25 protein-coding genes and 4 tRNA genes are annotated in these 25,030 nt (G+C 66.1%); 7 read left to right on the top strand and 22 right to left on the bottom strand.

What is annotated here, in order from left to right; all coding sequences use genetic code 11:
• Positions 1-1,136 precede the first annotated feature (1,136 nt).
• From rplL to HMPREF1478_RS07915, 7 genes are all read right to left on the bottom strand, one after another.
• The gene (rplL, locus tag HMPREF1478_RS07885) at positions 1,137-1,517 is read right to left on the bottom strand and encodes a 50S ribosomal protein L7/L12 (protein WP_003792291.1); all 381 of its coding nucleotides are present in this window, start codon (positions 1,515-1,517) and stop codon (positions 1,137-1,139) included.
• A gap of 92 nt (positions 1,518-1,609) precedes the next feature.
• On the bottom strand, positions 1,610-2,134 hold the full coding sequence (rplJ, locus tag HMPREF1478_RS07890) for a 50S ribosomal protein L10 (RefSeq protein WP_016461558.1): 525 nt from the start codon (positions 2,132-2,134) through the stop codon (positions 1,610-1,612).
• Positions 2,135-2,536: 402 nt separating this feature from the next.
• Positions 2,537-3,244, bottom strand: coding sequence for a 50S ribosomal protein L1 (gene rplA, locus HMPREF1478_RS07895; RefSeq protein WP_016461559.1), 708 nt, complete (start codon positions 3,242-3,244; stop codon positions 2,537-2,539).
• A 69-nt stretch (positions 3,245-3,313) separates the two neighbouring features.
• A complete protein-coding gene (rplK, locus tag HMPREF1478_RS07900) occupies positions 3,314-3,745 on the bottom strand; it encodes a 50S ribosomal protein L11 (protein ID WP_016461560.1) in 432 nt (143 codons plus the stop codon).
• Positions 3,746-3,904: 159 nt separating this feature from the next.
• Positions 3,905-4,687, bottom strand: coding sequence for a transcription termination/antitermination protein NusG (gene nusG, locus HMPREF1478_RS07905; protein ID WP_016461561.1), 783 nt, complete (start codon positions 4,685-4,687; stop codon positions 3,905-3,907).
• A 77-nt stretch (positions 4,688-4,764) separates the two neighbouring features.
• Positions 4,765-5,061, bottom strand: coding sequence for a preprotein translocase subunit SecE (gene secE, locus HMPREF1478_RS07910; protein ID WP_016461562.1), 297 nt, complete (start codon positions 5,059-5,061; stop codon positions 4,765-4,767).
• Positions 5,062-5,095: 34 nt separating this feature from the next.
• Positions 5,096-5,168: transfer RNA gene (locus HMPREF1478_RS07915), tRNA-Trp, on the bottom strand.
• A gap of 181 nt (positions 5,169-5,349) precedes the next feature.
• On the opposite strand from HMPREF1478_RS07915, the gene HMPREF1478_RS07920 reads away from it, so the two are divergent.
• The 5 genes from HMPREF1478_RS07920 (at position 5,350) to HMPREF1478_RS07940 (ending at position 9,664) form a co-directional block, all read left to right on the top strand.
• On the top strand, positions 5,350-6,555 hold the full coding sequence (locus HMPREF1478_RS07920; protein ID WP_016461563.1) for a pyridoxal phosphate-dependent aminotransferase: 1,206 nt from the start codon (positions 5,350-5,352) through the stop codon (positions 6,553-6,555).
• A complete protein-coding gene (locus HMPREF1478_RS07925) occupies positions 6,555-7,364 on the top strand; it encodes an alpha/beta hydrolase (protein ID WP_016461564.1) in 810 nt (269 codons plus the stop codon). The genes HMPREF1478_RS07920 and HMPREF1478_RS07925 overlap by 1 nt, the downstream gene beginning before the upstream one ends.
• A gap of 3 nt (positions 7,365-7,367) precedes the next feature.
• Complete coding sequence (locus tag HMPREF1478_RS07930) at positions 7,368-8,450, top strand: adenosine deaminase (RefSeq protein WP_016461565.1); 1,083 nt, start codon at positions 7,368-7,370, stop codon at positions 8,448-8,450.
• Positions 8,451-8,801: 351 nt separating this feature from the next.
• On the top strand, positions 8,802-9,272 hold the full coding sequence (locus HMPREF1478_RS07935) for a helix-turn-helix domain-containing protein (protein WP_034475402.1): 471 nt from the start codon (positions 8,802-8,804) through the stop codon (positions 9,270-9,272).
• Entirely contained in the window at positions 9,269-9,664 is a 396-nt protein-coding gene (locus HMPREF1478_RS07940) for a HepT-like ribonuclease domain-containing protein (protein ID WP_016461567.1), read from the top strand. The genes HMPREF1478_RS07935 and HMPREF1478_RS07940 overlap by 4 nt, the downstream gene beginning before the upstream one ends.
• Positions 9,665-10,082: 418 nt before the next feature.
• Here HMPREF1478_RS07940 and HMPREF1478_RS07945 read toward each other — a convergent pair whose 3' ends face one another.
• The 10 genes from HMPREF1478_RS07945 to HMPREF1478_RS07990 all read right to left on the bottom strand — a co-directional run bounded on the left by HMPREF1478_RS07945 (position 10,083) and on the right by HMPREF1478_RS07990 (position 21,846).
• Complete coding sequence (locus HMPREF1478_RS07945) at positions 10,083-11,231, bottom strand: UDP-N-acetylmuramate dehydrogenase (RefSeq protein WP_286127316.1); 1,149 nt, start codon at positions 11,229-11,231, stop codon at positions 10,083-10,085.
• Positions 11,228-12,217, bottom strand: a complete 990-nt coding sequence (locus tag HMPREF1478_RS07950) for an NADP-dependent oxidoreductase (RefSeq protein ID WP_016461569.1) — start codon at positions 12,215-12,217, stop codon at positions 11,228-11,230. Before HMPREF1478_RS07950 ends, HMPREF1478_RS07945 begins: the two co-directional genes overlap by 4 nt.
• 120 nt (positions 12,218-12,337) lie before the next feature.
• Positions 12,338-13,579, bottom strand: a complete 1,242-nt coding sequence (locus tag HMPREF1478_RS07955) for an MFS transporter (protein WP_034475405.1) — start codon at positions 13,577-13,579, stop codon at positions 12,338-12,340.
• Between the two features lie 92 nt (positions 13,580-13,671).
• Positions 13,672-14,346, bottom strand: coding sequence for an N-acetylmannosamine-6-phosphate 2-epimerase (locus tag HMPREF1478_RS07960; protein ID WP_007587569.1), 675 nt, complete (start codon positions 14,344-14,346; stop codon positions 13,672-13,674).
• A gap of 9 nt (positions 14,347-14,355) precedes the next feature.
• Positions 14,356-15,276 carry an ROK family protein gene (locus tag HMPREF1478_RS07965; RefSeq protein ID WP_016461571.1) on the bottom strand — a complete coding sequence of 307 codons (921 nt, stop codon included), beginning with the start codon at positions 15,274-15,276 and terminating at the stop codon, positions 14,356-14,358.
• Positions 15,277-15,383: 107 nt separating this feature from the next.
• Entirely contained in the window at positions 15,384-16,301 is a 918-nt protein-coding gene (locus HMPREF1478_RS07970) for a dihydrodipicolinate synthase family protein (protein WP_016461572.1), read from the bottom strand.
• A gap of 2 nt (positions 16,302-16,303) precedes the next feature.
• Positions 16,304-17,164: an ABC transporter ATP-binding protein gene (locus tag HMPREF1478_RS07975; RefSeq protein ID WP_016461573.1), complete on the bottom strand. Its 861-nt coding sequence runs from the start codon at positions 17,162-17,164 to the stop codon at positions 16,304-16,306.
• The gene (locus tag HMPREF1478_RS07980; RefSeq protein ID WP_016461574.1) at positions 17,161-19,218 is read right to left on the bottom strand and encodes a dipeptide/oligopeptide/nickel ABC transporter permease/ATP-binding protein; all 2,058 of its coding nucleotides are present in this window, start codon (positions 19,216-19,218) and stop codon (positions 17,161-17,163) included. Before HMPREF1478_RS07980 ends, HMPREF1478_RS07975 begins: the two co-directional genes overlap by 4 nt.
• 3 nt (positions 19,219-19,221) lie before the next feature.
• A complete protein-coding gene (locus HMPREF1478_RS07985) occupies positions 19,222-20,172 on the bottom strand; it encodes an ABC transporter permease (protein ID WP_016461575.1) in 951 nt (316 codons plus the stop codon).
• A 117-nt stretch (positions 20,173-20,289) separates the two neighbouring features.
• Positions 20,290-21,846 (bottom strand): ABC transporter substrate-binding protein, encoded by a 1,557-nt coding sequence (locus HMPREF1478_RS07990; RefSeq protein WP_016461576.1) that lies wholly within the window; start codon positions 21,844-21,846, stop codon positions 20,290-20,292.
• 172 nt (positions 21,847-22,018) lie between these two features.
• On the opposite strand from HMPREF1478_RS07990, the gene HMPREF1478_RS07995 reads away from it, so the two are divergent.
• On the top strand, positions 22,019-22,678 hold the full coding sequence (locus HMPREF1478_RS07995; protein WP_082157729.1) for a FadR/GntR family transcriptional regulator: 660 nt from the start codon (positions 22,019-22,021) through the stop codon (positions 22,676-22,678).
• Between the two features lie 61 nt (positions 22,679-22,739).
• Here the strand turns inward: HMPREF1478_RS07995 and HMPREF1478_RS08000 are convergent, their stop codons facing one another.
• The 5 genes from HMPREF1478_RS08000 to HMPREF1478_RS08020 form a co-directional block, all read right to left on the bottom strand.
• Positions 22,740-23,756 (bottom strand): sialidase family protein, encoded by a 1,017-nt coding sequence (locus tag HMPREF1478_RS08000; RefSeq protein ID WP_016461578.1) that lies wholly within the window; start codon positions 23,754-23,756, stop codon positions 22,740-22,742.
• Positions 23,757-23,840: 84 nt separating this feature from the next.
• Entirely contained in the window at positions 23,841-24,011 is a 171-nt protein-coding gene (gene rpmG / locus HMPREF1478_RS08005; protein ID WP_003792256.1) for a 50S ribosomal protein L33, read from the bottom strand.
• A gap of 54 nt (positions 24,012-24,065) precedes the next feature.
• Positions 24,066-24,142, bottom strand: a tRNA-Met gene (locus HMPREF1478_RS08010).
• 27 nt (positions 24,143-24,169) lie between these two features.
• A tRNA-Thr gene (locus HMPREF1478_RS08015) sits at positions 24,170-24,242 on the bottom strand.
• A 91-nt stretch (positions 24,243-24,333) separates the two neighbouring features.
• A tRNA-Tyr gene (locus HMPREF1478_RS08020) sits at positions 24,334-24,418 on the bottom strand.
• Between the two features lie 98 nt (positions 24,419-24,516).
• Here HMPREF1478_RS08020 and HMPREF1478_RS08025 point away from each other — a divergent pair.
• Positions 24,517-25,020 (top strand): YajQ family cyclic di-GMP-binding protein, encoded by a 504-nt coding sequence (locus HMPREF1478_RS08025; RefSeq protein WP_016461579.1) that lies wholly within the window; start codon positions 24,517-24,519, stop codon positions 25,018-25,020.
• The last annotated feature ends 10 nt before the right edge of the window (positions 25,021-25,030 follow it).

Here is a 25,030-nt window from a genome sequence, read left to right on the forward strand (position 1 = left end):
AGCAGGGAGAATTTTGTACCGCTCACAGAGCACAGAAGCCGAGCAGGGAGAATTTTGTACCGGCCATCGCGAGCTCACCCCGCCAACACCGATAGCAAGCCAAAGCCACACCCCTCCTGTGGGGCACGGGGTGGAACCGACATGGTTGACGATCCGGATAGGTTACGACGATGCGGATAGGCTACGACGATCCGGATAGGTTAATAAGCTATCCGGATGCTCATAACCTATCCAGATAGCAACAACCTATCCGTATGCGCATCATGTGAGGAAGCCGTTGCACGAGGCTGCGGTGCCCATGAGTGACGACGGTGACACATACCAGAAATTCCGCATGCAATTCGATTGCATGAACTTTCAACAAAGCCCAAAAACGTTGCAATTCCAACGACGCCAATTCAAAAACTGAAATAGTCACAGGGGAATTGCATGCGAAAGTGCTAGACGCACAATAGCCGCATCGACCAGGCTGCGGTGCCCGTGGGCGGTGGCAGAGCCTGGGCGACACCAAATCCGCACGTAATTTCCCTCGGTCACTTTTGAAGACAGCCCAGAAACGCTCCAATTCCAACGGTGCCAATTCAAATACTGAAATAGTCACCGGGGAATTACGTGCGAAATTACTGAGCAGCAGGCAAGACGGTGCAACACACAGCAGAACAAGCCGCACCGCCGGTGTGGAGGCGCAGGAGGGCCGGAGGGCCGGGCTGCGGTGCCCGTGGGCGGCGGCGGGGCCTGGCCGGGAGTCGCACCAACGCGCCAGGCAACACGTAGCACACCACGCGTCACTGGTGTGGAGGCGCCGGAGGGCCGGAGGGCCGGACTGCGGTGTCCGTGGGCGGCGGCGGGGCCTGGCCGGGCTGCGGTGCCCGTGGGCGGCGGCGGGGCCTGGCCGGACAACGAGTCGACGCGCCGAGCGAAGCTCGCGGCGCGGACGGCTCGCGGGCGGGCCGCCGCCCACGGGCACACCAAGCAGCCCGGCCCCACAGCAGGGCCCGACGGCGCCCGGAACACCAGCGGCGCCACAAGCAACACAATGCACGCCCAGACATGCGGAAACCCCGCCCCGCAGATGCGGGACGGGGTTTCGCCCACCCAGTCGGGTGGAAGAGTCTGAACGATTCAGACGGGGAAAGTCACTTAAGGGTGACCTTGCCGCCGGCCTCTTCGATCTCAGCCTTGGCCTTCTCGGCGTCTTCCTTCTTCGCGGCGGGGAAGATGGTGGAGGGCGCGGAGTCAACCAGGTCCTTGGCTTCCTTGAGGCCCAGGCCGGCCAGGTTCTTGACGACCTTGACGACGGCGATCTTCTTGTCACCGGCGGACTCGAGGACGACCTCGAACTCGTCCTTCTCTTCGGCGGCGGGGGCGTCGGCGGCCGGGGCGGCAACGGCGACGGCTGCGGGGGCAGCGGCCTCAACGTCGAAGGTCTCCTCGAAGAGCTTCACGAAGTCGGAGAGCTCGATGAGGGTCATTTCCTTGAAAGCTGCGATGAGCTCGTCATTGGAGAGCTTAGCCATGAGTGGCATCCTTCCTAATTGGCCTGCACGAGTGCAGATTGTTGGTTTGTTTCACGCAGCCTGGGTGGCGGCGTGGAACAGGGCCTGTCTCGTCAGGCCGCCTCGCCCTGCTGCTTTTCGCGCAGAGCATCGATGGTGCGCACTGCCTTGACGGGCAGAGCGTTGAATGCGAACGCCGCCTGACCAATCTTGGCCTTGAGGACGCCTGCGGCCTTGGCCAGCAGGACCTCGCGGGACTCGAGATCGGCAAGCTTCTTGACACCCTCGGCGCTCAGCTGAGCACCGTCCATCGCGCCAGACTTCAGCACGAGGGCGGGGTTGTCCTTAGCAAAATCACGCAGGGTCTTGGCGGCCTCGACGGGCTCGCCGGAGACGAATGCGATGGCGGTGGGGCCCTTCAGGTCCTCAGCCAGGAAGTCGAGACCGACCTCCTTGGCCGCCAGGCGCGCAAGCGTGTTCTTTGCCACGGCGTAGGTCGCGTTCTCGCCCAGGCCGCGACGCAGCTGCTTGAGCTGGCCGACGGTCAGGCCGCGGTACTCGGTCAGCAGGACAGCGTCGGCTGCGCGGAAGCGCTCCACGAGCTCGGCAACTGCTGCCACCTTGTCGGACTTCGCCATGGTCCTCCTTCCAGATACGTGACCGCAGGTAAGAAAAAACCCGACACGCAGGATCGTGTCGGGCGTACGCTCGATTGCAGCACATGGCTGCTCACTCACCTGCGTTGGATTTTCCTCCACTAGCGTGGACACCAACGGTCTTCGGCACGGATCAGCTTAACAGGGCCACCGACAGCGCGCAAGCATGGCGGCGCGTTTCACAGACGAGGCCGGGGTTGCACCCTCCGGCGAGTGCCGCGCAGCCCACTTTCGCGCAGCTGCGAGTCACCCACCACGCTCTCACAGCTGCCGCGACGCCCAGGACTGGCGCACGCGCACATCTCAACGCACAACAACAGATAAGGCGGGTCCCCGCGCAGCCATGCTGCGCGGGGACCCGAATGCTTCGTCAGCGAGCTGAGCTCACTTCTCCAGCAGGTCCTTGACCTTGGTGACATCCAGCGGGATGCCGGGGCCCATCGTCGTGGCGACGGCGCCCTTGATCAGGTAACGGCCCTTCGCGGAGGTCGGCTTGAGACGCAGAACCTCATCCAGGACGGTCGCGTAGTTCTCGGTCAGCTGCTCGGCGGTGAAAGACGCCTTGCCAACGATGAACGCCAGGTTGCCGTGCTTGTCGACACGGAACTCGATACGACCACCCTTGATCTCCTTGACAGCCTTCGCGACATCCATGGTCACGGTGCCCGTCTTGGGGTTCGGCATGAGGCCACGGGGGCCGAGGACGCGGCCGAGGCGGCCAACCTTGCCCATCAGGTCGGGGGTAGCAACGGCGACATCGAAGTCGGTGTAGCCCTTGGCAACCTTCTCGATGAGCTCGTCGCCGCCGACCTCGTCGGCGCCTGCGTCAATCGCTTCCTGAGCGCGCGGACCAACGGCGAAGACCAAGACCCGGGCGGTCTTGCCGGTGCCGTGCGGCAGGGAAACGGTGCCACGGACCATCTGGTCCGCCTGGCGGGGATCGACACCCAGTCGGAAGACGACCTCAACGGTCGAATCGAACTTGGTGACGGTGGTCTCCTTGGCCAGCTTCATGGCCTCGAAGGGGGTGTACAGCACGTCCGCGTGGACCTTCTCGGCCGCTGCGCGGTAGCTCTTGGAGCGCTTGGTCATTCTGCTTCTTCTCCTTGCAGTCGTGGGTGTCGGGCAGCGCCTGCCCTACCACGGGGGGGTTGGTTGAGGTCAGCCCTCGACGGTGATGCCCATGGAACGGGCGGTGCCGGCGATGATCTTGGCCGCGGCCTCGATGTCGTTGGCGTTGAGGTCAGCCATCTTGGACTGGCCGATCTCGCGAGCCTGATCCATCGTGATCGAACCAACCTTGACGGTGTTGGGGGTGCCGGAACCCTTCTGGATGCCAGCAGCCTTCTTGATGAGCTCAGCGGCGGGCGGCGTCTTGAGGACGAACGTGAAGGAACGATCCTCGTAGACGGTGATCTCAACGGGGATGATGTTTCCACGCTGCGACTCGGTGGCCGCGTTGTAAGCCTTGGTGAACTCGACGATGTTCACGCCGTGCTGGCCCAGAGCGGGGCCGACGGGCGGTGCGGGGGTAGCGGCGCCGGCTGCGATCTGAAGCTTGATCAGGCCGGTGACCTTCTTCTTCGGTGCCATGAATGCGGGTCTTTCTTCTGAAGTTCTGACCGACGGGTGCCGGTCAGGCGGAGCGTCGGGCACTGCTCACTGGGTTTCAGCGGGCATAGTGCGCCCTACGCACACAAAAGTGAATCATAACGCGATTCCGGGCTTGATCCCAAGTCCGGGTGCGTGATGTCACTGCTCGAGCTTCTCCACCTGGTCGAAGCCGAGCTCGAGCGGCGTCTCGCGCTCGAAGATGGTGACGAGGACCTTGAGCTTCTGAGTCTCGGGCATGATCTCGGAGATCGTGGCCGACATGGTCTCGAAAGGTCCGTCGGTGACGGTAACGATCTCGCCGACCTCGAACTGGGTCTGGACGACCTGGACGGGTGCGGGCTGATCCTTGGCGGCCTCGGCGGCTTCCTCGAGGACGTTGGGCGTCAGGAGCATGACGACCTCGTCAATCGAGAGCGGCACCGGGTTGTGCTGGTCGCCCACGAAGCCGGTCACGGCGGGGGTCTCCTTGACGACACGGTACGAGGCCTCGTTGAAGTCCATGCAGACGATCGCGTAGCCGGGGATGCGCACGTGACGCACGCGCTTCTTCGTCGTACCGCGGTACTCCATGACGTACTCGTCCGGGACCTCGACAGCGAAGATGTAGTCTTCCATGTTCTGCGTGGTGATGCGCTGCTCGAGGTTCGCCTTCACCTTGCGCTCGTGGCCGGAGTAGGTGTGGATGACGTACCAGTCGCCGGGAGACATGTAGAGCTTGCGGCGCAGCTTGGCGATCGCTTCCTCTTCGGCCGAGGCAGGGGCCTCGTCGTCCGATTCGGTCTCCTTCTCGGCGACCTCCTCGGCCACCTCGTCGACGACTTCCTGGGCGGCTCCGTCGGCCAGCGCCTCGGCGCTCTCCTGCTGGACCTCTTCCTGATGCTCCTCGAAGGCCTGTTCCTCGGTGTAGTTTTCGTCGCTCACGACGTTTCCCTCCTGCAAATGGGGCCGGACCGTAGAAGAAACCCGCCTGCAGTATCCTGCGGGCGGGTTCGTCGGTCTCAGCCGAAGATCAATGCACTTAGCTTACCGAATCCGAAGTCGAGTAGGCCAGCGAAAAGCATGATTGCGGCGACAAACACAACGACGACAACGAAGTATGTCCAGGTTTCGGATCCCGTCGGATACGTCACCTTCTTCATTTCGTCGATGACCTGCTTGAAGAAGAGCCAGATGCCACCGAAGAAACCGGGACGCTTGTTCTGTTCCTTGCCGGCGTCACCGCGCTTGCGGGTGGCAGCGCTCTTAGTGCGATCTCGGCGCGAGGATTCAGCGTCCGAGGCAACACGATCGGCCATGGGAATCCTCCTACGAAATGATCAGCCTAATCCGCAGGGCAGGCGGGACTCGAACCCACAACCGCCGGTTTTGGAGACCGGTGCGCTACCAATTGCGCCACTGCCCTACGCAGGAAAACCTGCCTGACGAACATTAGTGGATCATGCGGCGCTTTGTCCACCCGAGAACCACGACCAAAGGTCGCGTGCCCCGAAATACCAGCCCCGACCTCGTAAATGAGAGGTAGCCCACGCGCGCATTCTGTGCCCTCCCCGCCACACGCGCGCGCGACGTGGGACCATGGAGGGGTGACCAATACTCCTCGCACCCGTGTCTCTGATCGTTTCAACGCCATCACCCCCTCCGCGACCCTGGCCGTGGACGCGAAGGCTAAGGCCCTCAAGGCCGCCGGCCGCCCTGTGATCGGCTTCGGCGCCGGCGAACCCGACTTCGCCACGCCCGACTACATTGTCGAGGCCGCCGTCAAGGCCGCGCGCAACCCCGCGATGCACCGCTACACGCCCGCCGCCGGCCTGCCCGCGCTGCGCGAAGCCATCGCCGCCAAGACCCTGCGCGACTCCGGCTACGAGGTCTCCCCCGCCGACATCGTTGTCACCAACGGCGGTAAGCAGGCCGTCTTCCAGGCCTTCGCCGCGCTGCTCGGCCCCGGCGACGAGGCCATCCTGCCGACCCCGTACTGGACCACCTACCCCGAGGTCGTCAAGCTCGCCGGCGCGACCCCCGTTGAGGTCTTCGCGGGGGCCGACCAGGACTACAAGGTGAGCGTCGAACAGCTCGAGGCCGCGCGCACCCCTCGCACGAAGGTGCTCCTCATGTGCTCGCCGTCCAACCCGACGGGCAGCGTCTACACGCCCGAGGAGCTGACCGCGATTGGCCAGTGGGCCCTCGAGCACGGCATCTGGGTTATCTCCGATGAGATCTACGAGCACCTGCTGTACGAGGACGCGCAGAGCGCGCACATCGTCAAGCTGGTGCCCGAGCTGGCCGACCAGGCCGTCATCCTCAACGGCGTGGCCAAGACCTACGCCATGACCGGCTGGCGAGTCGGCTGGATGATCGGCCCCTCCGACGTCATCAAGGCCGCCCTGTCCTTCCAGTCGCACCTAACCTCCAACGTCAACAACATCGCCCAGGAGGCCGCGCGCGCCGCCGTGTCCGGCTCCCTGGACGCGGTGAACGAGATGCGCGTCGCCTTCGACCGTCGCCGCCGCACGATCGTTGACATGCTGCGCCAGATCGACGGCTTCGACGTCCCCACCCCCAAGGGCGCGTTCTACGTCTACCCCTCCGTCGAGCGCCTGCTGGGTCGCGAGATCCGCGGCCGCGTCGCCAACACCTCGGGCGAGCTCGCCGACCTGATCCTCGACGAGGTCGAGGTCGCGGCGGTTCCGGGCGAGGCCTTCGGCCCCTCCGGCTTCCTGCGCTTCTCCTACGCGCTGTCCGACGACGACCTCGTCGAGGGCATCACCCGCGTGCAGGAGCTCTTCGCCTGATGCACGTCTCGTTCGAACGGACAGCGCAGGAGGCCCCCCTCGGAACGGTCCTCCTCGCCCACGGGTACGCGGAGCACTCCGGGCGCTACGCCCACCTGCGCTCCGCACTCACCCGCGCCGGTTACGACGTCGCCTACTACGACCACGCGGGCCACGGGACCTCCGACGGTCCCCGCGCCCGCGTGGACGTGGGTGCGCTCATCCGCGACTTCGGCGACGCGCGCCGGGCGGCCCTCGCCCACGCGCGCACGCCGGAGCTGTTCCTGTTCGGGCACTCAATGGGCGGGCTCATCGCCGCTGCCTCGACCATCCTGGACCCGACGCGGCTGCGCGGCACGGTGCTCTCCGCTCCGGCGCTGCGCCCGCTCCCCCACGTCTCCCCGTCCCAGGCGCGCAGGCTGCTGCCGATCGCCAGGCTGCGCCCCGGCCTCGTCGTGGCGAAGGGCGCGTCCGACATGGAGGCCTCTCCCCTGTCGCGCGACCCGCAGGTCCAGCGCGACTTCGACGCGGACCCGCTCACCTACAAGGGCGGCGTGCCGATCCTGACGGGCGCGACCATGATCATTCAGGGCGACGAGGTCATCGCGCGCGCCGACCGCCTGCGCACTCCGACCCTGGTCATGCACGGGTCGCACGACCTGATGGCTGATCTGCGCGGTTCTCGCGAGCTCGTGCGCGGGGCACGCGCGGCGCACCCGGACGCCGACATCCACCTGCGTATCGTCGACGGCGCCTACCACGAGCTCCTCAACGAGCCCGAGGGCCCCGGCCTGATCCGCGACATCATCATCTGGCTCGGGGAGCACTAGGCCGTGGACGCGCCCTCCGTCCCCAACCTGACGGCCCCACGCCCCACCCCACCGGGCAGGCGCGACCTCACGACCCTACCCAAAGCGCACCTGCACCTGCACTTCACGGGCGCGATGCGGCCCACCACGATGGTGGACATGGCGCGCGCGCAGGGTGTTCGTCTACCCCCTCACCTGCTGCACATCGACGCGGCCTCCATGCCGGCCGACGGGCGCGGGTGGTTCCGTTTCCAGCGCGCCTACGACTCCGCGCGTCACCTCGTGCGCTCCGAGGCCGCGATGCGCCGCCTCATCCGCGAGGCCGCCGAGGACGACGCCGCCGAAGGCTCGGTGCGCATGGAGATCCAGGCCGACCCCACGAGCTACGCGCCCTACGTCGGCGGCATCACCCCGGCGCTTGAGATCATCATCGACGAGGCCCGAGCGGCCTCGCGGGACACCGGCGTCGACATCGGCGTGATCGTCGCGGCGTCACGCATGAAGCACCCGTTGGATGCGCGCACGCTCGCGCGCCTGGCCGCCTCGTTTGCCGGGGATGGCCCCGGCGACGTCGTGGCTTTCGGCCTGTCGAACGACGAGCGCGTGGGCTCCACAGCGTCGTTTGCCCCCGCATTCCGCATCGCGCGGCGCGCCGGGCTCGTGGGTGTTCCACACGGAGGCGAGCTCCTGGGCCCATCCTCCGTGCGCGAGGTCGTGTCCACTCTGGCACCCGCCCGCCTCGGGCACGGGGTGCGCACCAGTGAGGACCCGGACCTGCTGAAGGCCGTCGTGGATGCGGGCATCGCCCTGGAGGTGTGCCCAACGTCGAACGTGCACCTGGGGGTGTACACGGATTTCTCGCAGGTGCCGCTGCCGATTCTGTTGTCTGCCGGTGCTCGTATTGCGCTGGCTGCCGATGATCCGCTGCTCTTCCGCTCGCGCCTGGTCGCCCAGTACGAGGTCGCCCGCGACGTGTTCGGCCTGTCCGACCAGGCCCTGGCCGACTTGGCGCGCTCCTCTATCGACGCGTCCCTGGCCTCACCCTCGCGCAAGGCGGCCTGGAAGGCCGACATCGACGCCTGGCTGGCGGCTGAGCCTGCGGCGTAGTGCTGCCGTAGGGCCTGCGTGACGTTGCGCTGTCGTGGGGTGCACGCGGCGTAGCACTGTCGTGGGGTTCCTGTGCCCAGTTCCCCGATAATCTCGCATGCAATTCCCCCACGCCTTTTTCAAACTTTGAATTCAGAACGGCGATATTCTGCGGTTTTCAGGGCGTGTCCCCGGACACCCACCGGGGAATTGCATGCGGAATGTGGGAAGCCCTCTCTCAGTCCGGTTATTTCTTTCCCGTCCGATCACCCGAGTCAGCCACCTCGGGAAGACCACAGACCCCGGCCTCGTACCTGGGCTACACACGACGACCGCTTCACCAATAGTGCACGCGTGCACTATCATGGAGACATGAGCCGGTTTCATCGTGACGACGCGCCGTCCCTCGTGCGTGCTGCACGTCAGGACGCATCCCTCACACAGGCCGAGCTGGCGGGGATGACCGGGATGAGCCAGTCGACCCTCGCGCAGATCGAGTCCGGCAGGCGCGCAGTCTCCGCCGAACTGCTCGAACGCATCCTCCGCGCCGCCGACTACCGCCCCTCCGTGCCGCTCGCCCGCTACGCGCCTTCCATCAGCAGCTACGCCCAGGAACGAGGCCTGGGTTTCCTCCGCGTCTTCGGCTCGGTCGCCCGGGGCACGGACGGATTTGAGTCGGACATCGACCTGATCGGCACGCCCACCCGCGAGCTTTCGCTGTTCGAGTTGGCGGACATCGCCTCGTTCACGAGCGAACTCACCGGCTTCCCGACGGAGGTTCACGTGGATACACACGTACCCGAAGCACTGCGAACTGCCGTTGACGAGGCCGTGGCACTATGAGTGAGCCGACTCCCTTCACCCCTCGGCCGCGAGTGGCACGCAGACATGCGCCCAGTTTCGACGCTGAGAACTTCCTGCGCGAACTTGACGTCATCGTGCAGCGCGTCAAGCGAGTTGCCGCTGCCCCCGCCGAGACCTTCAGTGCCGACTGCCCGGAGTACGACTCCGCCTGCATGGTGATCATCCGGCTGGCCGCGTTCCTGGAGCGCGAAGAGTACGCACCCTACATGGACGCCCTGACCTCACCTGAGAAGCGCGCGCTGCGCACGACCCGCAACATCGCGGCGCACTCGGGGTACCAGAGCATGGACGACCAGCTCCTGTGGACGGCCGTCACCCGCAACGTGCCCGACATGATCAAGCGCCTGCGCGCCGCAGTCTCACGCGGATAGGTTATGAAGATGTGGATAGGTTATGAAGATATGGATAGGTTATTAAGCTATCCGGATGCGCATAACCTATCCGCATCGTGACAACCTATCCGCATCGTAACAACCTATCCGTGAAACGGATCCGCGAGCGCAGGCGCGTACTTCTTTGACGACGGCACCTCCCCGCCCATCCGCGAACTATCAGCGAGCGCAGGCTGCAGCACAGTTCTCCCACAATCTCGCATGCAATTCCCCTACACCTCTTTCAAACATTGAAACCAGAACGTTGATATTCCGCGGTTTTCAAGGCGTGTCACAGGACACCCCCAGGGAATTGCATGCGAAATTTGGGGGAAGCTCCTCTATGGGAAAGCTCCTCTATGGAATCAGCGGAAAGATGCCGACAACGGGCTCGGCGCACAATGGCCAGGCGCACCCGCTACCAGGCGATGCCGACCGTGACCGGCTCGGGCACCAGGGTCACGCCGAACGCATCGAAGACGCGCTCGCGCACGGCGCGGGCCAGAGCCTCGATGTCGGCGCCCGTCGCGCCTCCGCGATTCGTCAGAGCCAGCACGTGCTTGGTGGACAGGGACGCTCGCGGTGGGTCCCCGGCCTCGGGCAGGTGGAAGCCCTTGCCACAGCCCGCGTGATCGATGAGCCAGGCGGCGCTCGTCTTAACGAGGCCCTCCCCCGCGCTAAAGCGAGGCGCGCCCTCGGGCAGGGAGGCGGCCACGGCCTCGGGCAGGATCGGGTTCGTGAAGAAGGAACCGGCGCTCCACGTGTCGTGATCCTCGGGGTCGAGGACCATGCCCTTGCCGCGGCGCAGCTCCAGGACAGTGGAGCGGACGAGGGACGCGTCTGCGCGCTCCCCGGCCTCGACTCCGAGGCGGCGCGCCAGCTCGGCGTACATGACGGGGGCGCTGAGGGCCGAGCGCTCGAGGCGGAAGTCCACGGACAGCACCACCCAGCGGCCAGTCGGTCCCCAGGGTCGATCGCCCAGGCCCGCCTCGCCGACGCTGCGCTTGATCGCCGAGGAGCGGTACGCGAAGCCGAGGTCGGAGGGCAGCAGGCGCACGACGATGCCCGTCAGGCGGTCGTAGGCCTCGACGCTCTCGATGGTTTCGGCGACCTCGTGGCCGTAGGCGCCCACATTCTGCACCGGGGAGGCACCGACCGTGCCGGGGATACCGGAGAGCGCCTCGACGCCGGACAGGCCCTCTGCCAGCGTCCAGGAGACAAAAGCGTCCCAGACCGTGCCCGCGCCCGCGCGCACGACGACGGATCCGGCGGGGTCCTCGTGGATGACGGAGGCGACCTCGTCGAAAGGCTGCACGTCGACGACCGTGCCCTCGAAGGGGGCGTCGGAGGCCAGCAGGTTCGACCCTCCGCCCACGACGAGGAGCGGGCGGCCAGCGGCATCGGCCGCGGCGACAGCATCCACCAGGGTATCGGAGGACGTGGCGGGCACGAGGCAGGCGATGGGCCCACCCACGCGCAGGGTCGTCAGATCAGCAAGGGTCGTCATGCCCCTAAGCCTAGTCGCACGGCGCGCGTTCGGCCTAACCCCGGGGCACGACGGACTCAGTCCATCGTGATGACGATCTTGCCGCGCACGTGGCCGCTCATCAGCTCGCTGTAGGCGGCGCGCACTTGCTCCACGTCGAACGGGTAGGTACCCGCGATGGTCAGGCTCACCGTCCCACGGTCGATGAGGTCCGCGACCGTTGCGATGTCGGAGATCTTTCCGTCGCGCCCGCCGGTAAAGCGCGCGCGCCGCAGGGCGATCGCGGGCGTCGGGACGAGCGTTCCCACGCGCTCACCCGGAACGCCGAGGCTGTGGGCCAGCGACGCGTAGCCGCCAAAGCAGTCGATGAAGGCAGTGACGGGTGAGGGCGCCGCGTCCTTGATTCGCTGCTCGAGGCCTTCGCCGTAGGAGACGGGAATCGCGCCGAGAGAACGCAGGTAGTCGGCGTTCGAGGGACCGGCGATACCGATAACTGTCGCGCCGCGGGCGACGGCCAGCTGCGTGACGAGGCCGCCCACTCCTCCGGCGGCCGCGGCGACCACGATGACGTCACCCGCCTCGGCCTTCACGCTGCGCGTGGCACCCATCGCGGTCTGCGCGGCCACGCCCAGCCCTCCGGCGACGTCGAAGCTCATGGAGGCGGGCTTGGACACGACGTTGTCGGCGGAAATAACGAGTTGGGTCGCGAGCGAACCGTATTCGCGCACCTGCCAGGGGGCGGCGCGCAGGAGGCCGATGACCTCGTCACCCACCACCATGTTGGTCACTCCCGGGCCTACAGCCGCCACGACGCCCGCGAAATCCTGCCCGACGCCGCGAAGCGGCCGATCCGCCCCGCGAGCGAACCAACGGCCGGGGTGAACGATCGTGCGGAGGACCTCGAGGGGCCTCGTCAATCCGCCGAAGAGCTTGTAGTCGACGGGGTTGATGCCCGCGGCTCGCACGGTGACGAGCACCTGTCCCTCGCCGGGCGCGGGGAGTGACACCGAGCCTTCCTCGAGGACCTCGACGCCTCCGAAACGGCGGTATCCGATGATTCGCGCCATGATTCCCCTTTTTCCTTCACAGCATCACTGAGCGCCACGTCACAGGCGTTCTTGTACACCAGGATACGCCCGCGCAGCCGCGGACGGAAGGCCCAAAGACAGGCCACAGGCGTCGATTGCCTAGTCGCCGAAAGCGAGGTCCGTGTGCTTCGTCCCGCGGCGGTCGGGCACCTGCCCGGCGAGGATGATCGCGAGGAGGACCGGCAGGGCCACGAAGGCCAGTGCTCGGTGGTAGCCGATGTGGTCGGCGATGAGGCCCAGGAGCGGCGGACCGATGAGGGCAGCGCCGTAGTTGACGGTCGAGAGCACGGAGACGCGCGCGGGCGTCATGACGGGGTCGACGGACAGCGCCGAGATGCCCAGGGGGAAGCCGAGGGCCGAGCCGACGCCCCACAGGGCGATGCCCGCAACCGCGAACAGGTGGTGCGGCGCGAAGGCCACGAGCAGCAGGCCCACGACCGCGCCGGTGAAGGTGATGCGCAGCAGCATGGGCGAGCCCAGGCGTGCCTCGAGACGCGGGGACGCGAAGCGCACGATCGTCATCATGAGCAGGAAGAACGCAAACGCCGCCGAGGCCGCCGCGGTCGAGTAGCCGTAGCCGTCCACCATGGACAGGTTGAGCCAGTCGTTCGCAGCACCCTCCATGAGGCCCGCGCTCATGACCATGAGGGCGATGAGCACGGTCTGCTTTTCGCGCCAGGCAACCCGGGTGAGGCCCTTCGCCTTGCGCTGCGAGGCCTCCTCCCCCTCACTCTTATCCTGCGCGGGCGCGAGGGCCGCGACCTCGTCCTTCGTCAGGTAGAAGCCGACGGCGGTCCCGCAGGCGAGAAGCTCGAGTGCAGCCAGTCCGAAGAGGTGGGCGCCGAGGGGCAGGCCGAGCTGGGAGGCGAGCGCGCCGAGGAGCGCGCCTCCCAGCATGCCGACCGCGTACATCGCCTGGATGACGGGGACGACGGTGCGGCGCACGGCCGCCTGCACGAGGCCGGCCTCGATGTTCATGGTCGCGCCCCACAGGCCGTTGCCAGCCGCGATCAGCACGAGGCCGGCGGTGGCCAGTGGGATCGAGACGTTGAGTGCGCCCATCCCCGCGCAGACGATGCCCAGAGCCCAGATGGCCACGCCAATGCGGCCCGAGGCCCGCGCGCCGATTGTGGTCACGATCGGGCCGGAGGTCGGCAGGGTCAGCAGAGAGCCGAGGGAGGCGATGAGCAGCATCGTGCCGATCGTCGCCGGTGTCAGCCCGAGGTTGTCGCGTACGTCGGGCAGGCGCGAGAGCCACGCTGACGTGCCGAAACCGAGGCACACGTAGACGACGCCTGTGGCGCGAAGGGCAGCGCGAGCACGCGAAGATGGGACAGACATGCTGGGTAATATACGCGCCGCCAGTTGCGAATGTAAGCGGGGGTGGGCGGGTGTTGATCACCCGCCCACCCCCGCTCAACAGGAACAGGAACTCAACCCTCCACGGCAGCCTTGAACCACGTCGTGATCGACGTGGGGTGCGTGATCGCGGTGCCAACAATGACGGCGAACGCGCCGGCCTCAATGGCGGCTGCGGCCTGCTCGGGCGTGTGGACGCGGCCCTCGCAGATCACGGGGACGTCAGGGAACGCGGCGACGACCTCGCGCAGCAGCTCCAGGTCGGGTCCGTCGGTCTTGACGCGGTCGCCGGTGTAGCCCGCGAGGGTCGTGGAGACGATGTCCACGCCGGCATCGACGGCGCGCTGGGCGTCCTCGAAGGAGCCGCAGTCGGCCATGACGAGGGTGCCGTCCTCGCGCAGGGCCGCAACGGTCTCCGCAAAGCTCAGGCCGTCCAGGCGCGGGCGGCCCGTCGCGTCCAGGGCGACGATGTCGGAGCCGGCCATGACGCAGGCGCGGGCGTGGCGCAGCGAGGGCGTAATGTAGACGCCCTCGTGGCCTTCCTTCCACAGGCCGATCACGGGCACGTCGACGCGGCCCTTGATCGCGGAAATGTCGGACAGGCCCTGGCAGCGGATGGCGGCGGCTCCGCCGATCTCGGCGGCGCGAGCGATCTGCGCCATCGTCTCGGGGTGGCGCATCGGCTCGCCCGGGTACGCCTGGACGGAGACGATGAGCTTACCCTTCAGGTTTGCGATAAGCGGGTGCATGGTGAACTCCTATGAGTGCAGGAAGAAGGAAACGGCTCCAAGCAGCGGCGCGTCACCGCCGAGGGAACCAACGAGGATGGGTGTGTCGGCGACGGGCGTCATCGCGGAGGCCGCGAAGCCTTCGCGCAGGGCGTCCCACCAAATGTCGCCGGAGCGGGTCATCGACCCGGAGAGGATAACGACGGCCGGGTCCACGCAGTTGACCAACGAGGCCGTGGCCTCGCCGAGCGCAAACGCGGAACGGGAGAAGCAGGCGGCTGCCAGGGCGTTGCCGGATTCGGCGAGGTCCTGCAGAGCGCGCCCGCCGTCCACCTCGGGGTCGGACTCGCCGCGCAGCGAGTCGTACCAGGCCGTGATGCCCGATCCCGAGCAGAAGGACTCGATGTGGCCCTTGCGGCCGCACGAGCACGTCATGTCGGGGGCGAAGTGGTGGTGGATGTGGCCCACGTGTCCGGCGATGCCGCGCGACCCGAAGGAGACCTGGCGGTCTTCAACAAGGGCGCCGCCGATGCCGGTGCCGACCGCAATCGACAGGACGCAGCGGTAGGGCTGGCCGGCGCCGAGCGTGGCCTCGCCCAGGCCATGCGCGTGCACGTCGTTCAGGACGCGCACCTTCAGGCCGGTTGCCTCCTGAAGCAGAGCGCCCAGGGGCGTGCCTCCCCAGCCGGGCATGGTGCCCGTGGCGGAGACGATGTCGCCGGTGGAGGGGTCGACGACGCCGGCGCTGGCGACCGCGACACCGCTCACCTGCGGGTGAGAGGCGACCAGGGACGAGGCAAGGTCACAGATGCGAGCCGCCACGTCCGCTCCGCCGCGCATCGCGTCAGCGGGGATCGATCCGCGCTCGGTGACCTCGTAGCTGTCACCGGCCTCGACGATGCCCCACCCGACCTTGGTGCCACCGATGTCGAGGGCAAGGAGCGTAGTCATGAGGATCCTTACGAAAAGTCAGGGGTATAAGAAAATCGACGAAGCCGGGGCGCGCGCCCGAAGGCGCGCAATATGCGGAACGGAAGTGCCCCGGCCTCGTCGACGTATCAGGAGAGCAGGTCGACCGCGCGCAGCACGGACGCGACATGCTCCATGTTGTCGCCCTCGATGGCGGCAACCGGGCGCGGCATCTCAGGCGAATCGAAGACGCCGAGCAGGTGCAGGGCGGCCTTGAAGGCGCCGACGCCCGCACCGAAGCCCTGCACGCCCTTCACCTGGACGATGCGCATGAGCTCCGCGAGGCGGTCCTGCTCGGTGCGCACGGCCTCCCAGTCGCGGCGCTCGTAGGCCTGCCACTGGCGCACGTAGCCCTCGGGGTCCACGTTGGCCAGGCCGGGCACGCTTCCGTCCGCGCCGGACATGTAGGCGCCGTCGACGACGACCTCGTGACCGGTGAGCAGCTGCATCGGGTGGCCGGCGGCCTCGTTCGCCAGGCACAGCCAGCGGAACGCGACATCATCACCGGAGGAGTCCTTGACGCCGTCGATGACGCCGTCGCGGCCCAGGCGCATGAGCAGGTCGGGCGACAGCTTCGTGTGCACGCACACGGGGATGTCGTAGGCCCACAGCTCGAGGTTGGTGTTCTCCTTGAGGATGCGGAAGTGACGCTCGACCTCGGTCTCGCCGCCCAGGGCGTAGAACGGGGCGGTCGCGACGACGCCCGTGGCGCCGCCGATCTCTTCCACGGCCTTGATGTTCTCGATGACGCGCTCGGTCTCGGTGTCGATGACGCCGACCAGGAGCGGGATGCGGCCGTCGACGATGCGCACGGCTTCGCGCTGGATCTGAGCGCGACGCTCGGCCGTCGAGAAGGCGACCTCACCGGTGGAGCCGGACACGAACAGGCCATCGAGGCCGGCCTCGATCAGGCGGTTGATGTGACGCTCGAGCGAGGGGACGTCGAGCTCGCCGTTCTTGAGCGGGATGGCCAGGGGCGGGACAACGCCACGGATCTTCGAAGACATAATTACTTCTCTCCTTCGAGGTTGGGGTGCAGGAGCGAGGGCGCGGCGCCCAGGAGCTTGCGGGTGTAGGGGTCCTTCGGGTCGGCGAGCAGCTGCGCGGCCGGCCCTTCTTCGACGACCTTGCCGCCGTTCATCACGGCGATTCGGTCAGAGACGTATCGCACGGTCTGGATATCGTGCGAGATGAAAACCATCGCCAGGCCCAGGTCCCTCTTGAGGTCCGTGAGCAGGTTCAGGATCTGGGCGCGCACCGACACGTCGAGCGCGGAGGTGGGCTCGTCGGCGATGATCGCGTCGGGGCCGATGGACAGGGCGCGGGCGATGGCCACACGCTGACGCTGGCCGCCCGAGAGCTGTCCGGGGAGCGCGTCGAGGGCGCTCGACGGCAGACCGACGAGCGAGATCAGTTCGCGCACACGCTTGGCTCGCGAGGCCTCGTCCCCAATGTGGTGCACGCGCAGCGGGTCAGCGAGCTGATCGGCGACGTGCATGCGGGGGTTGAGGGCCGTCGCGGGGTCCTGGAAGACCACGGAGACGACGCGTCCGATTTCCCGGCGGGCGGCGGCGCTGCGCTTCGTGACCTCCTTACCATTGAAGAACACCTGGCCCTTCGACGGCATCTGCAGACCGCACATGACGTTCGCGGTCGTGGACTTGCCACAGCCGGACTCGCCGACGATGCCGAGCGTCTGTCCGCGCTCGATGCGCATGTTGACACCACGCACCGCGTGGACCTTGTTGGGCTTGAACAGGGAGCCGGTACGCGAGGTGAAGGTCACCTCGACGTCCTTCAGTTCGATGATCGGAACTTCGGATGTGGCGATCATCGTCTCGGTTTCGACAATCAGAGTTTCGGGGCTCATCGCGCCTCCTCCTGACCTTCTTCGATGATGACGGTCTCGCTCGCCACGAGAACCTCGTCGCGGGGCGGGAGAGCCGCGTACACGTGCTCGGGGCCGACCTCGGTGAGGACCGGGCGGATGTCCAGTCCGTAATCGGGGTGCGAGGACCTGGGGGCGAAACGATCGCCCTTCGGGAAGTCGCGAGGCGAGGGCACGGTGCCGGGAACCTGGTGGAGTCGGCCGGAGCCGGACTCGATCGAGAGGACGGCGCCCAGCAGGCCGCGCGTGTACTCGTGTGTCGGGTGCGTGAGCAGTTCCTTCGTGGGGGCCTGCTCGATGACCTGGCCGGCGTACATGACGGTGATGTGGTGTGCCACCTCGGCGACGAGCGCCAGGTCGTGGGACACGAAGATCATGGCGAAGCCGAGCTTCTCACGCAGCTCGTTGAGCAGAGAGATGACCTGCTTCTGGACGGTGACGTCCAGGGCGGTGGTCGGCTCGTCCGCGATGATCAGCTTCGGGTCGCGGGTCAGGGCCATGGCGATAAGAACGCGCTGGCGCTGGCCGCCCGAGAGCTCGTGCGGGTAGGACTCGAGGGTGCGCTTGGGATCCAGGCCCACGAGCTCGAGGAGTTCCTCGGCGCTGCGGGTACCGCCGCGGCTGGTCAGCTGCTTCATCTGAGCCTTGATCAGCATGGCGGGGTTCAGGGACGACAGGGCGTCCTGGTAGATCATGGCCATCTCGTGACCGAGCAGCGCGCGACGCTCCTCGGCGGACTTGGACAGCAGGTTCTCGCCCTCGTAGAGGATCTCGCCCGAGATCTCGGCCTTGGGATCGATGAGACCCATGATGGTCAGGGCCGTGATCGACTTACCGCAGCCGGACTCGCCCACGAGGCCCATGGTTTCGCCTGCGCGGACCTTGAAGGACACGTGGTCGACGACGTTGACGTCGCCGTGACGGTCGAACTTGATGCACAGGTCCTTGACCTCGAGCAGAGGAGCCTTCTCGAAGTCGGCTTCGAAGCGATCGAAGCGCTGTTCTTCGACGGTCTCGAGGTCGTCGAGGCGAGCCTGCAGGGATTCGGCCTGCTCGGCGTAGGCGCGGCGCGGGTCGAGCAGGAGCTTGTCGGCCTCGCGGTCGGAGTCCTTATCGACCTGGGCAACAGCTGCCGAGGAGGGGGCAGCGACCATCGCGTCCGTGATGCCCTCGGACAGGAGGTTCAGGCACAGCACGGTGGTCATGATGAACAGGCCGGGGAAGGTGGCCGTCCACCACATGCCCTGCAGGACCGAGCGGTTCGTCGAGGCCTCGGACAGGACGTTGCCCCACGTGGCCACGGTGGTCGCCTGGAGACCCGAACCGATGAAGGTCAGGGAGGCCTCGAGGATGATCGCGTCGGCGACGAGGACGGTCGCGAACACGAGGACCGGGGCGGCGGTGTTGCGCAGGACGTGCTTGACGAGGATCCAGGGGGCGCGGGCGCCGGAGACGATCACCGCGCGGACGTAGTCCTCGCCGTAGGCGGCCATGACGTTCGCGCGAACGATACGCGACAGCTGCGGGATGTAGACGAAGGCGATCGAGCAGATGATGATCACCACGAGGCCTGCCGTGTTACCCGACTTCGTGAGGGTTCGTCCGAAGACGAGGACCGTCACGGCCGCCATGGCGATACCGGGCACCGCCATGATGATGTCGAGGATGCGCATGATCGTCTCGGAGATGCTCTTGCGCACAACCGCGGCGACGGAGCCGATGATCGCACCGAAGAAGAGCGCGACCAGCGTCGAGCACAGACCGATGATCAGGGAGAAACGACCGCCGTACAGGACGCGAGCGAAGATGTCTCGACCCACGTGGTCCGTGCCGAAGAAGTGCTCGGCGGACGGCGCCTGCCACTTGGCGCTGATGTCACCGGGGCCGTAGGGCGAGATGAACGGGGCCAGGATCGACACGAGGACGATGAGCGCGAGGATGACCATCGCGATCTTCGAGCCGAGCGACATGGCGCCGATGCGCGAGAAGCGCGCGCCCTTCGCAGTGACCTTGTTGAGCTTTTCTTTCTGGTTCATGCCTCACACCGACCTAATACGCGGGTTGATGAGCAGGTAGAGCATGTCAACGATGATGTTGACAATGATGAAGGCGATCGCGACGACGAGAGCGCCACCCTGGACCAGGGTCACCCAGTTCTCCTGGATGCCCTTGAGCAGGACCACCGTGCCCATACCGTTGAGAGAGAAGATGATTTCGATGACGACAGCGCCACCCATCAGGTAGCCGACGCGCAGACCGAGAACCGTCACGGGCGTGATGAGCGCGTTACGCAGCACGTTGCGGGCCACGACGATGCGCTTGGGGATACCGGCGCCGACCGCAGTGCGCACGTAGTCGCGATCCAGTTCCTCAACCATTGAGGTACGCACGACTCGGGTCATCTGACCGACAACGGGGACGGCCAGGGCGATGGCGGGAAGCAACATGCGCAGGAACCAGCCCGTTGGATTCACCGAGAAGGCAGGCAATGGGCCAGAGACCGGGAGGGTCTTCACGAAGGCCATGACCAGCAGCGTTGCCAGCCAGAAGGAGGGGGTGCCAATGCCGATGACGGAGAACACGCGGATGACCTGGTCGGGCCAACGGTCGCGGTAGAGAGCGGCGAGGACACCGAGCGGGAAGGAGATGATGACGGCAAAGAACAGACCGAGGAAGGTCAGCTGCAGGGTGACGGGCAGAGCCTTAGCCACCAGGTCCGTCACGCTGGAAGAGCCAGCACCGTACGTACCGAGGTTTCCGTGGAGCATGTTCCACAGGTAGCGGCCGTACTGGACGAAGAACGGGTCGTTGAGACCGTGTTGGTTCCGGTAGGCTTCGAGAGCCTCCGGGGTCGCCGACTCACCGAGCGCCGAGTAGGCGGGGTCCACGGGAGACAGCGACATGATGAAGAAGACGAGGAAGGACACGCCGACCACCATGATCGGCAGGGCCACCAAACGTCGTCCGATGAGTCGCAGAAGGTTATTCACTTCTAGACCTCCATTTCAACGAATTTTGGCAATAGAAAAGGAGGGGTGGCGCCCGACTGTGGCGTCTGCCTCAGGGCGGGCGTTCCACCCCTCCTTTCGATGTATCCCCGCAGGGACCTACTTCGTGCTCACTCCGAGCAGCTGCAGGCCGGTCGTGGGGATCGCGTGGAATCCCTCCACCTTTTCGGGGTTGGAGCCGGTGATCACGTTGCGGAACACGAGCGGGAACAGCACGGTCTTCTCAGCGAGCAGATCCTGAGCCTCGCCCCACTTCGCCTTAGCAGCGTCGCCGTCGAGCTGACCCGCCTCCTCGATGATGGTCTGGAGCTGGTTGAAGGAGTCGGGATCCGACACCTGCCAGCCGTCGCGCTGCTTGGTCCAGTTGTTGTTGCCGTTCCACCACGAGATGATGATGCCGGGGTCGGTGCCGAAGACCGAGGGGTCACCGGGTGCGATGATGACGTCGTAGTCCGGCACGGCGTCCTTGACGTCGGTGACGTTGTTGTACAGGTCGCCGGTCGCCTGGCTGGTGTGGTTGACCTTCAGGCCGAGGGCCTCGAGGTCAGCCGTGATCTGGGGAACCATGGCCACGATCCACGAGTGATCCGTGGTGAGCAGGTTGACCGTCATGCCGGCAGCGCCGTTGTCGCTCAGGAGCTTGGCGGCTGCGTCCTTGTCGTAGGACAGGTCGGTCGAGGGCTTCTTGTAGGCCGGGTTGGCCTCGGGCAGGAAGGAGGTGGCCTCCTTAGCCTCACCATCGAGCACGGTGTCGATCAGGGACTGCTTGTTGATGGCCTTGAGGAACGCGCGGCGCACCTCGGGCTTGTCGAAGGGGGCCTTCTGCGTGTTGAACATCATGAAGGCGTTGCCGTAGCCGGGCTTCGACTCAACGTTCCAACCGGCGTCCTTCAGATCCTTCTGCGAGGAGGCGGGAACGGACTCAACGATGTCGATCGTGCCGTCGATGGCGGCGGTCACACGCGCGGTCTCGTCCTTCAGCGGGTTCCAGTTGATCGTCTCAACGGTCGCGGGGGTGTTGCCGTTGTAGTACTCGTTGGGGACCGCGCTGATCTTCAGCTCGCTGACCTCGGAGTACTTGTAGGGGCCCGAGCCGATCGGCATGGACTTCATGGCGTCCGCGTCGGCCGAGGCCGGGGTGACCATGAGGATCGCCAAGCGCTCCTTGAGGGCGGCGAAGGGGTACTTCAGGTGGATGGTGACGGTCTTGTCGTCCTTGGCCTCGACGGAGTCGACGAAGGTGTAGAACTGCGCGAAGAGGGAGCCCTCCGCGGTGGCCTTGCCGTAGGCGGCCACAACGTCAGCGGCCGTCACGTCGGTGCCGTCGGAGAACTTCGCGCCGTCACGGAGGCTGATCTCGTATTCAGTGTCGGACACCTTCACGGGATCGCCGGCGGCCAGGGCGGGGCTGACCGAGTAGTTGGTGCGATCCAGGCGGTACAGGCCCTCGAGGACCTGCCAGTTGCTGCCCATGGCCAGCGCGGAGCTGGTCAGCGGGCCGTAGTCGGTGGTGGTGTAGGCGGGGCCAACATTGAGTTCACTGCTGCCACCGGTTGCAGTCGATCCGGCATCACCGCCGCCACCACAGGCGGTCAGGATCATCGCGGCAGCTGCGGTCAGTGCAGCGCCGGTCGCGAAGTGTTTGCGCATTCGCATGTTCTCGCTCCTCATCTTCGAGAATTGGGACGTGCGGTTCTTTTGTTCCGCTCGCTATACTGATTCTATGTTGTCAGACAAATTAGTGCAAGCGATATCACCCCAATCGCCACCAACAACCGATCCGAACCGACGCGTACCAGCATCGATTGACTCAAGATCCTCGGTAACGATGGATGCGATCAAGTCCTATATTTTGCGACATGGATTACATCCTGGCGACCGCCTCCCCACCGAATCGACACTGTGCGCCGACCTCGGCGTTTCGCGTTCGTCCGTGCGAGAAGCGCTCCGACGCCTCCAAGCGCTGGACATCGTGACAGTTCGTCAGGGTTCAGGGTCATACGTCGGCGAGATGTCGATGCAGCCGCTCGTCGAGACACTCGTCCTGCGCGCCGCACTCGATGAGATCAACGGAGCTCAATCCCTGCATGCGATCATCGACACGCGACGGGCACTCGACCTCGGAATCGCCGTTCCCCTCACGCGTGCCATGAAGGGCACGACGAACCCCCACCTGTGGGAGCTCGTCGAGGCGATGACTCAGTACGCACAGTCGGGGTCAACCTACCTGGAGCAGGACATCGCCTTCCACTCCGGCCTGCTGGCCTACGTGGACAACGAACTCATGCACCAGCTGGTGGCCGCCATGTGGCTGGTCCACCAGAGCGTCACCCCGCAGCTGGCCGCAGCGTCGCGCCAGGAAATGGAAGTCACCGCAGAGGCCCACGCGGCCATCCTGCGGGCGTGTGAGGCCGGCGACCTGGTGGCGTACACCGCCGCCGTCGAGGCACACTACGCCCCGCTCCTGTCGATCATCGAAGGTCGCTAGAGCGCACAGAAAAATCCCGGAGCGTCGTGGGGGCACACGCACCGGGATTTTCTGTATCTGTTCACAGGGAGACTGCCGCCTCCCAGAGGCCTCGGTCACGCTCGAAGACCACCACGGCCTCGTCCCCCGTGAAGGCGACATCGCTGTAACCGAAGGCGCCATCTCCCAAGGAGGAGACCACCTCGGCGCGTACCTCACCCTCCCACGGCGGGGTGAGGCGCAGGATCTCGCCACCCGCGCGAGCGTCGCGGCGCCCGGGGTGCACGAACAGATCCGCGATCATGCGCGCGTTGCAGCCGGGGTCCTCCAGCTCCCAGAGGTACGCGCCCTCCCAGGTGCGCCCATCACCCCACGCGAGGCAGCGGGCACCAGAACCCCTGCCTTCGAAACCCTGGATGCGACAGTTCGCGACGAGGCGGCCATCCCACGCGCTCAGAGTCGTCTCATCGAGGAGCACTCCCGCCTCGCCGACGAGGGGCTCCGCAGCACCCACCATTCGCCCTCCGCGCGCGTACACGACGCGCACGTGCGTCTCGTCTCCCGTCCGCACGACGTAGGGCAGGGCGACCGCGCCATCCACCGCGACGGTGCCGCCCGAGGTCGCAAACAGGGCATCAGCCCCCGTGAGCGCGTAGAGCTCATCCGTCATGTCCACATAGGACAGGTCCTCGGGGCCACTCCCCCACGCCCACCAGGCGCGCAGGCGCTCACCGTCCGCGCGCGAATCCATGTAGCCCACGCGCCCATCCGTCGATGCGAAGGCCAGATGCATAAGACCGTCACCATCGACGCCGACGCACGTATCCGAAGAAACGGACGGACCGCCGAGCGGAAGCGGGCGCGGCTCACTCCACCGCCCCTCGTCCGCGCGCTCCATCCAGCAGATGCGATTCGGGTTGGGCAGGTCCGACGCCATCGTCAGCCCATTAAAGTCAGATCCCGTGCCCGAGGCCGGGGCGGGACGCTCGTCAAAGAACAGGATCACGCGCCCGTCCTTGAGCGTCACGAGGCCGGGGATGCGCGCCTCGCCCGCACCTTTCGGGGCGACGAGGCAGCGCGAAGCGGGAGAAGCAGTCATGTGCTCAGGATAACATAGGTGTCCCAGCGCACATACAAAGAACCCCGGGGAACCAGGTTCCTCGGGGCTCTGAGACGGAAGCCGTCAGCGGGTCTCGCGGTGCGCCGTCGACTTGTGGCAGCGCGGGCAGTACTTTGCCAGCTCGAGACGATCCGGCGTGTTACGACGGTTCTTCTTGGTGATGTAGTTGCGCTCCTTGCACTCCGAGCAGGCCAGAGTGATCTTGGGGCGAACGTCCTGGGACTTGCTTGCCACGGTTGTTTCCCTCGCTTAGTTTCGTCGCTCGTGCGACCTGTCGGATGAAAGAGTTGGTAGCGGGGGCGGGGCTCGAACCCGCGACCTCACGATTATGAGTCGTGCGCTCTGACCAGCTGAGCTACCCCGCCGCCGGTAGCGGATAACTCCGCAACCGGAGCCCCGAAAGGGAATCGAACCCTTGACCTTCTCCTTACCATGGAGACGCTCTGCCTACTGAGCTATCGGGGCAACGCCGGAAAGCCTATCGCATCTCCGAGCGCCGAAGCAATCCCGGAGCCTGAGAATGACATCACAGGCGTTACTCACTGGAACCAGCGAGTGGTGGCAGGTGAGGGATTCGAACCCCCGAAGCACGAAGCGTCTGATTTACAGTCAGATCCATTTGGCCGCTTTGGTAACCTGCCGTGCGCCGCTCTCGCGGTGCCGTGAAAGAATAGCATTAAAATAGCTCCGAGCGCCAATCGGAACGACGATTGGCGGAATTCCAACGAAAGGTGCACCCATGGCAGACTCCTCCTTCGACGTTGTCTCCAAGCTCGACCGCCAGGAGGTCGACAACGCCGTCAACCAGACCGCCAAGGAGATCGCCAACCGCTACGACTTCCGCGGCGTCGACGCCGCCATCACCCTCAGCGGCGACACGATCGCGATGGAAGCAAACTCCGCGTCCCGCGTCATGGCAATCCTCGACGTCCTACAGTCCAAGCTGATCCGCCGCGGCCTGTCCCTGAAGGTTCTGGACTACAAGGACCGTGAGCCCAAGGCCTCGGGCAAGCTCTTCAAGCTCGCCTGCCCCCTGAAGGAAGGCATCCCGCAGGACACCGCGAAGAAGATCTCCAAGCTCATCCGCGAGGAAGGCCCCAAGGGCGTCAAGGCACAGATCCAGGGTGACGAACTTCGCGTTTCCTCCAAGTCCCGCGACGACCTGCAGGCCGCCATCGCCCTCCTCAAGGGTCCCAAGGGCGAGGAGCTGGACGTCGCACTCCAGTTCGTGAACTACCGCTGATCGCTGAGAG

It is taken from the genome of Actinomyces sp. HPA0247, assembly GCA_000411415.1.
Lineage (GTDB): Bacteria > Actinomycetota > Actinomycetes > Actinomycetales > Actinomycetaceae > Pauljensenia.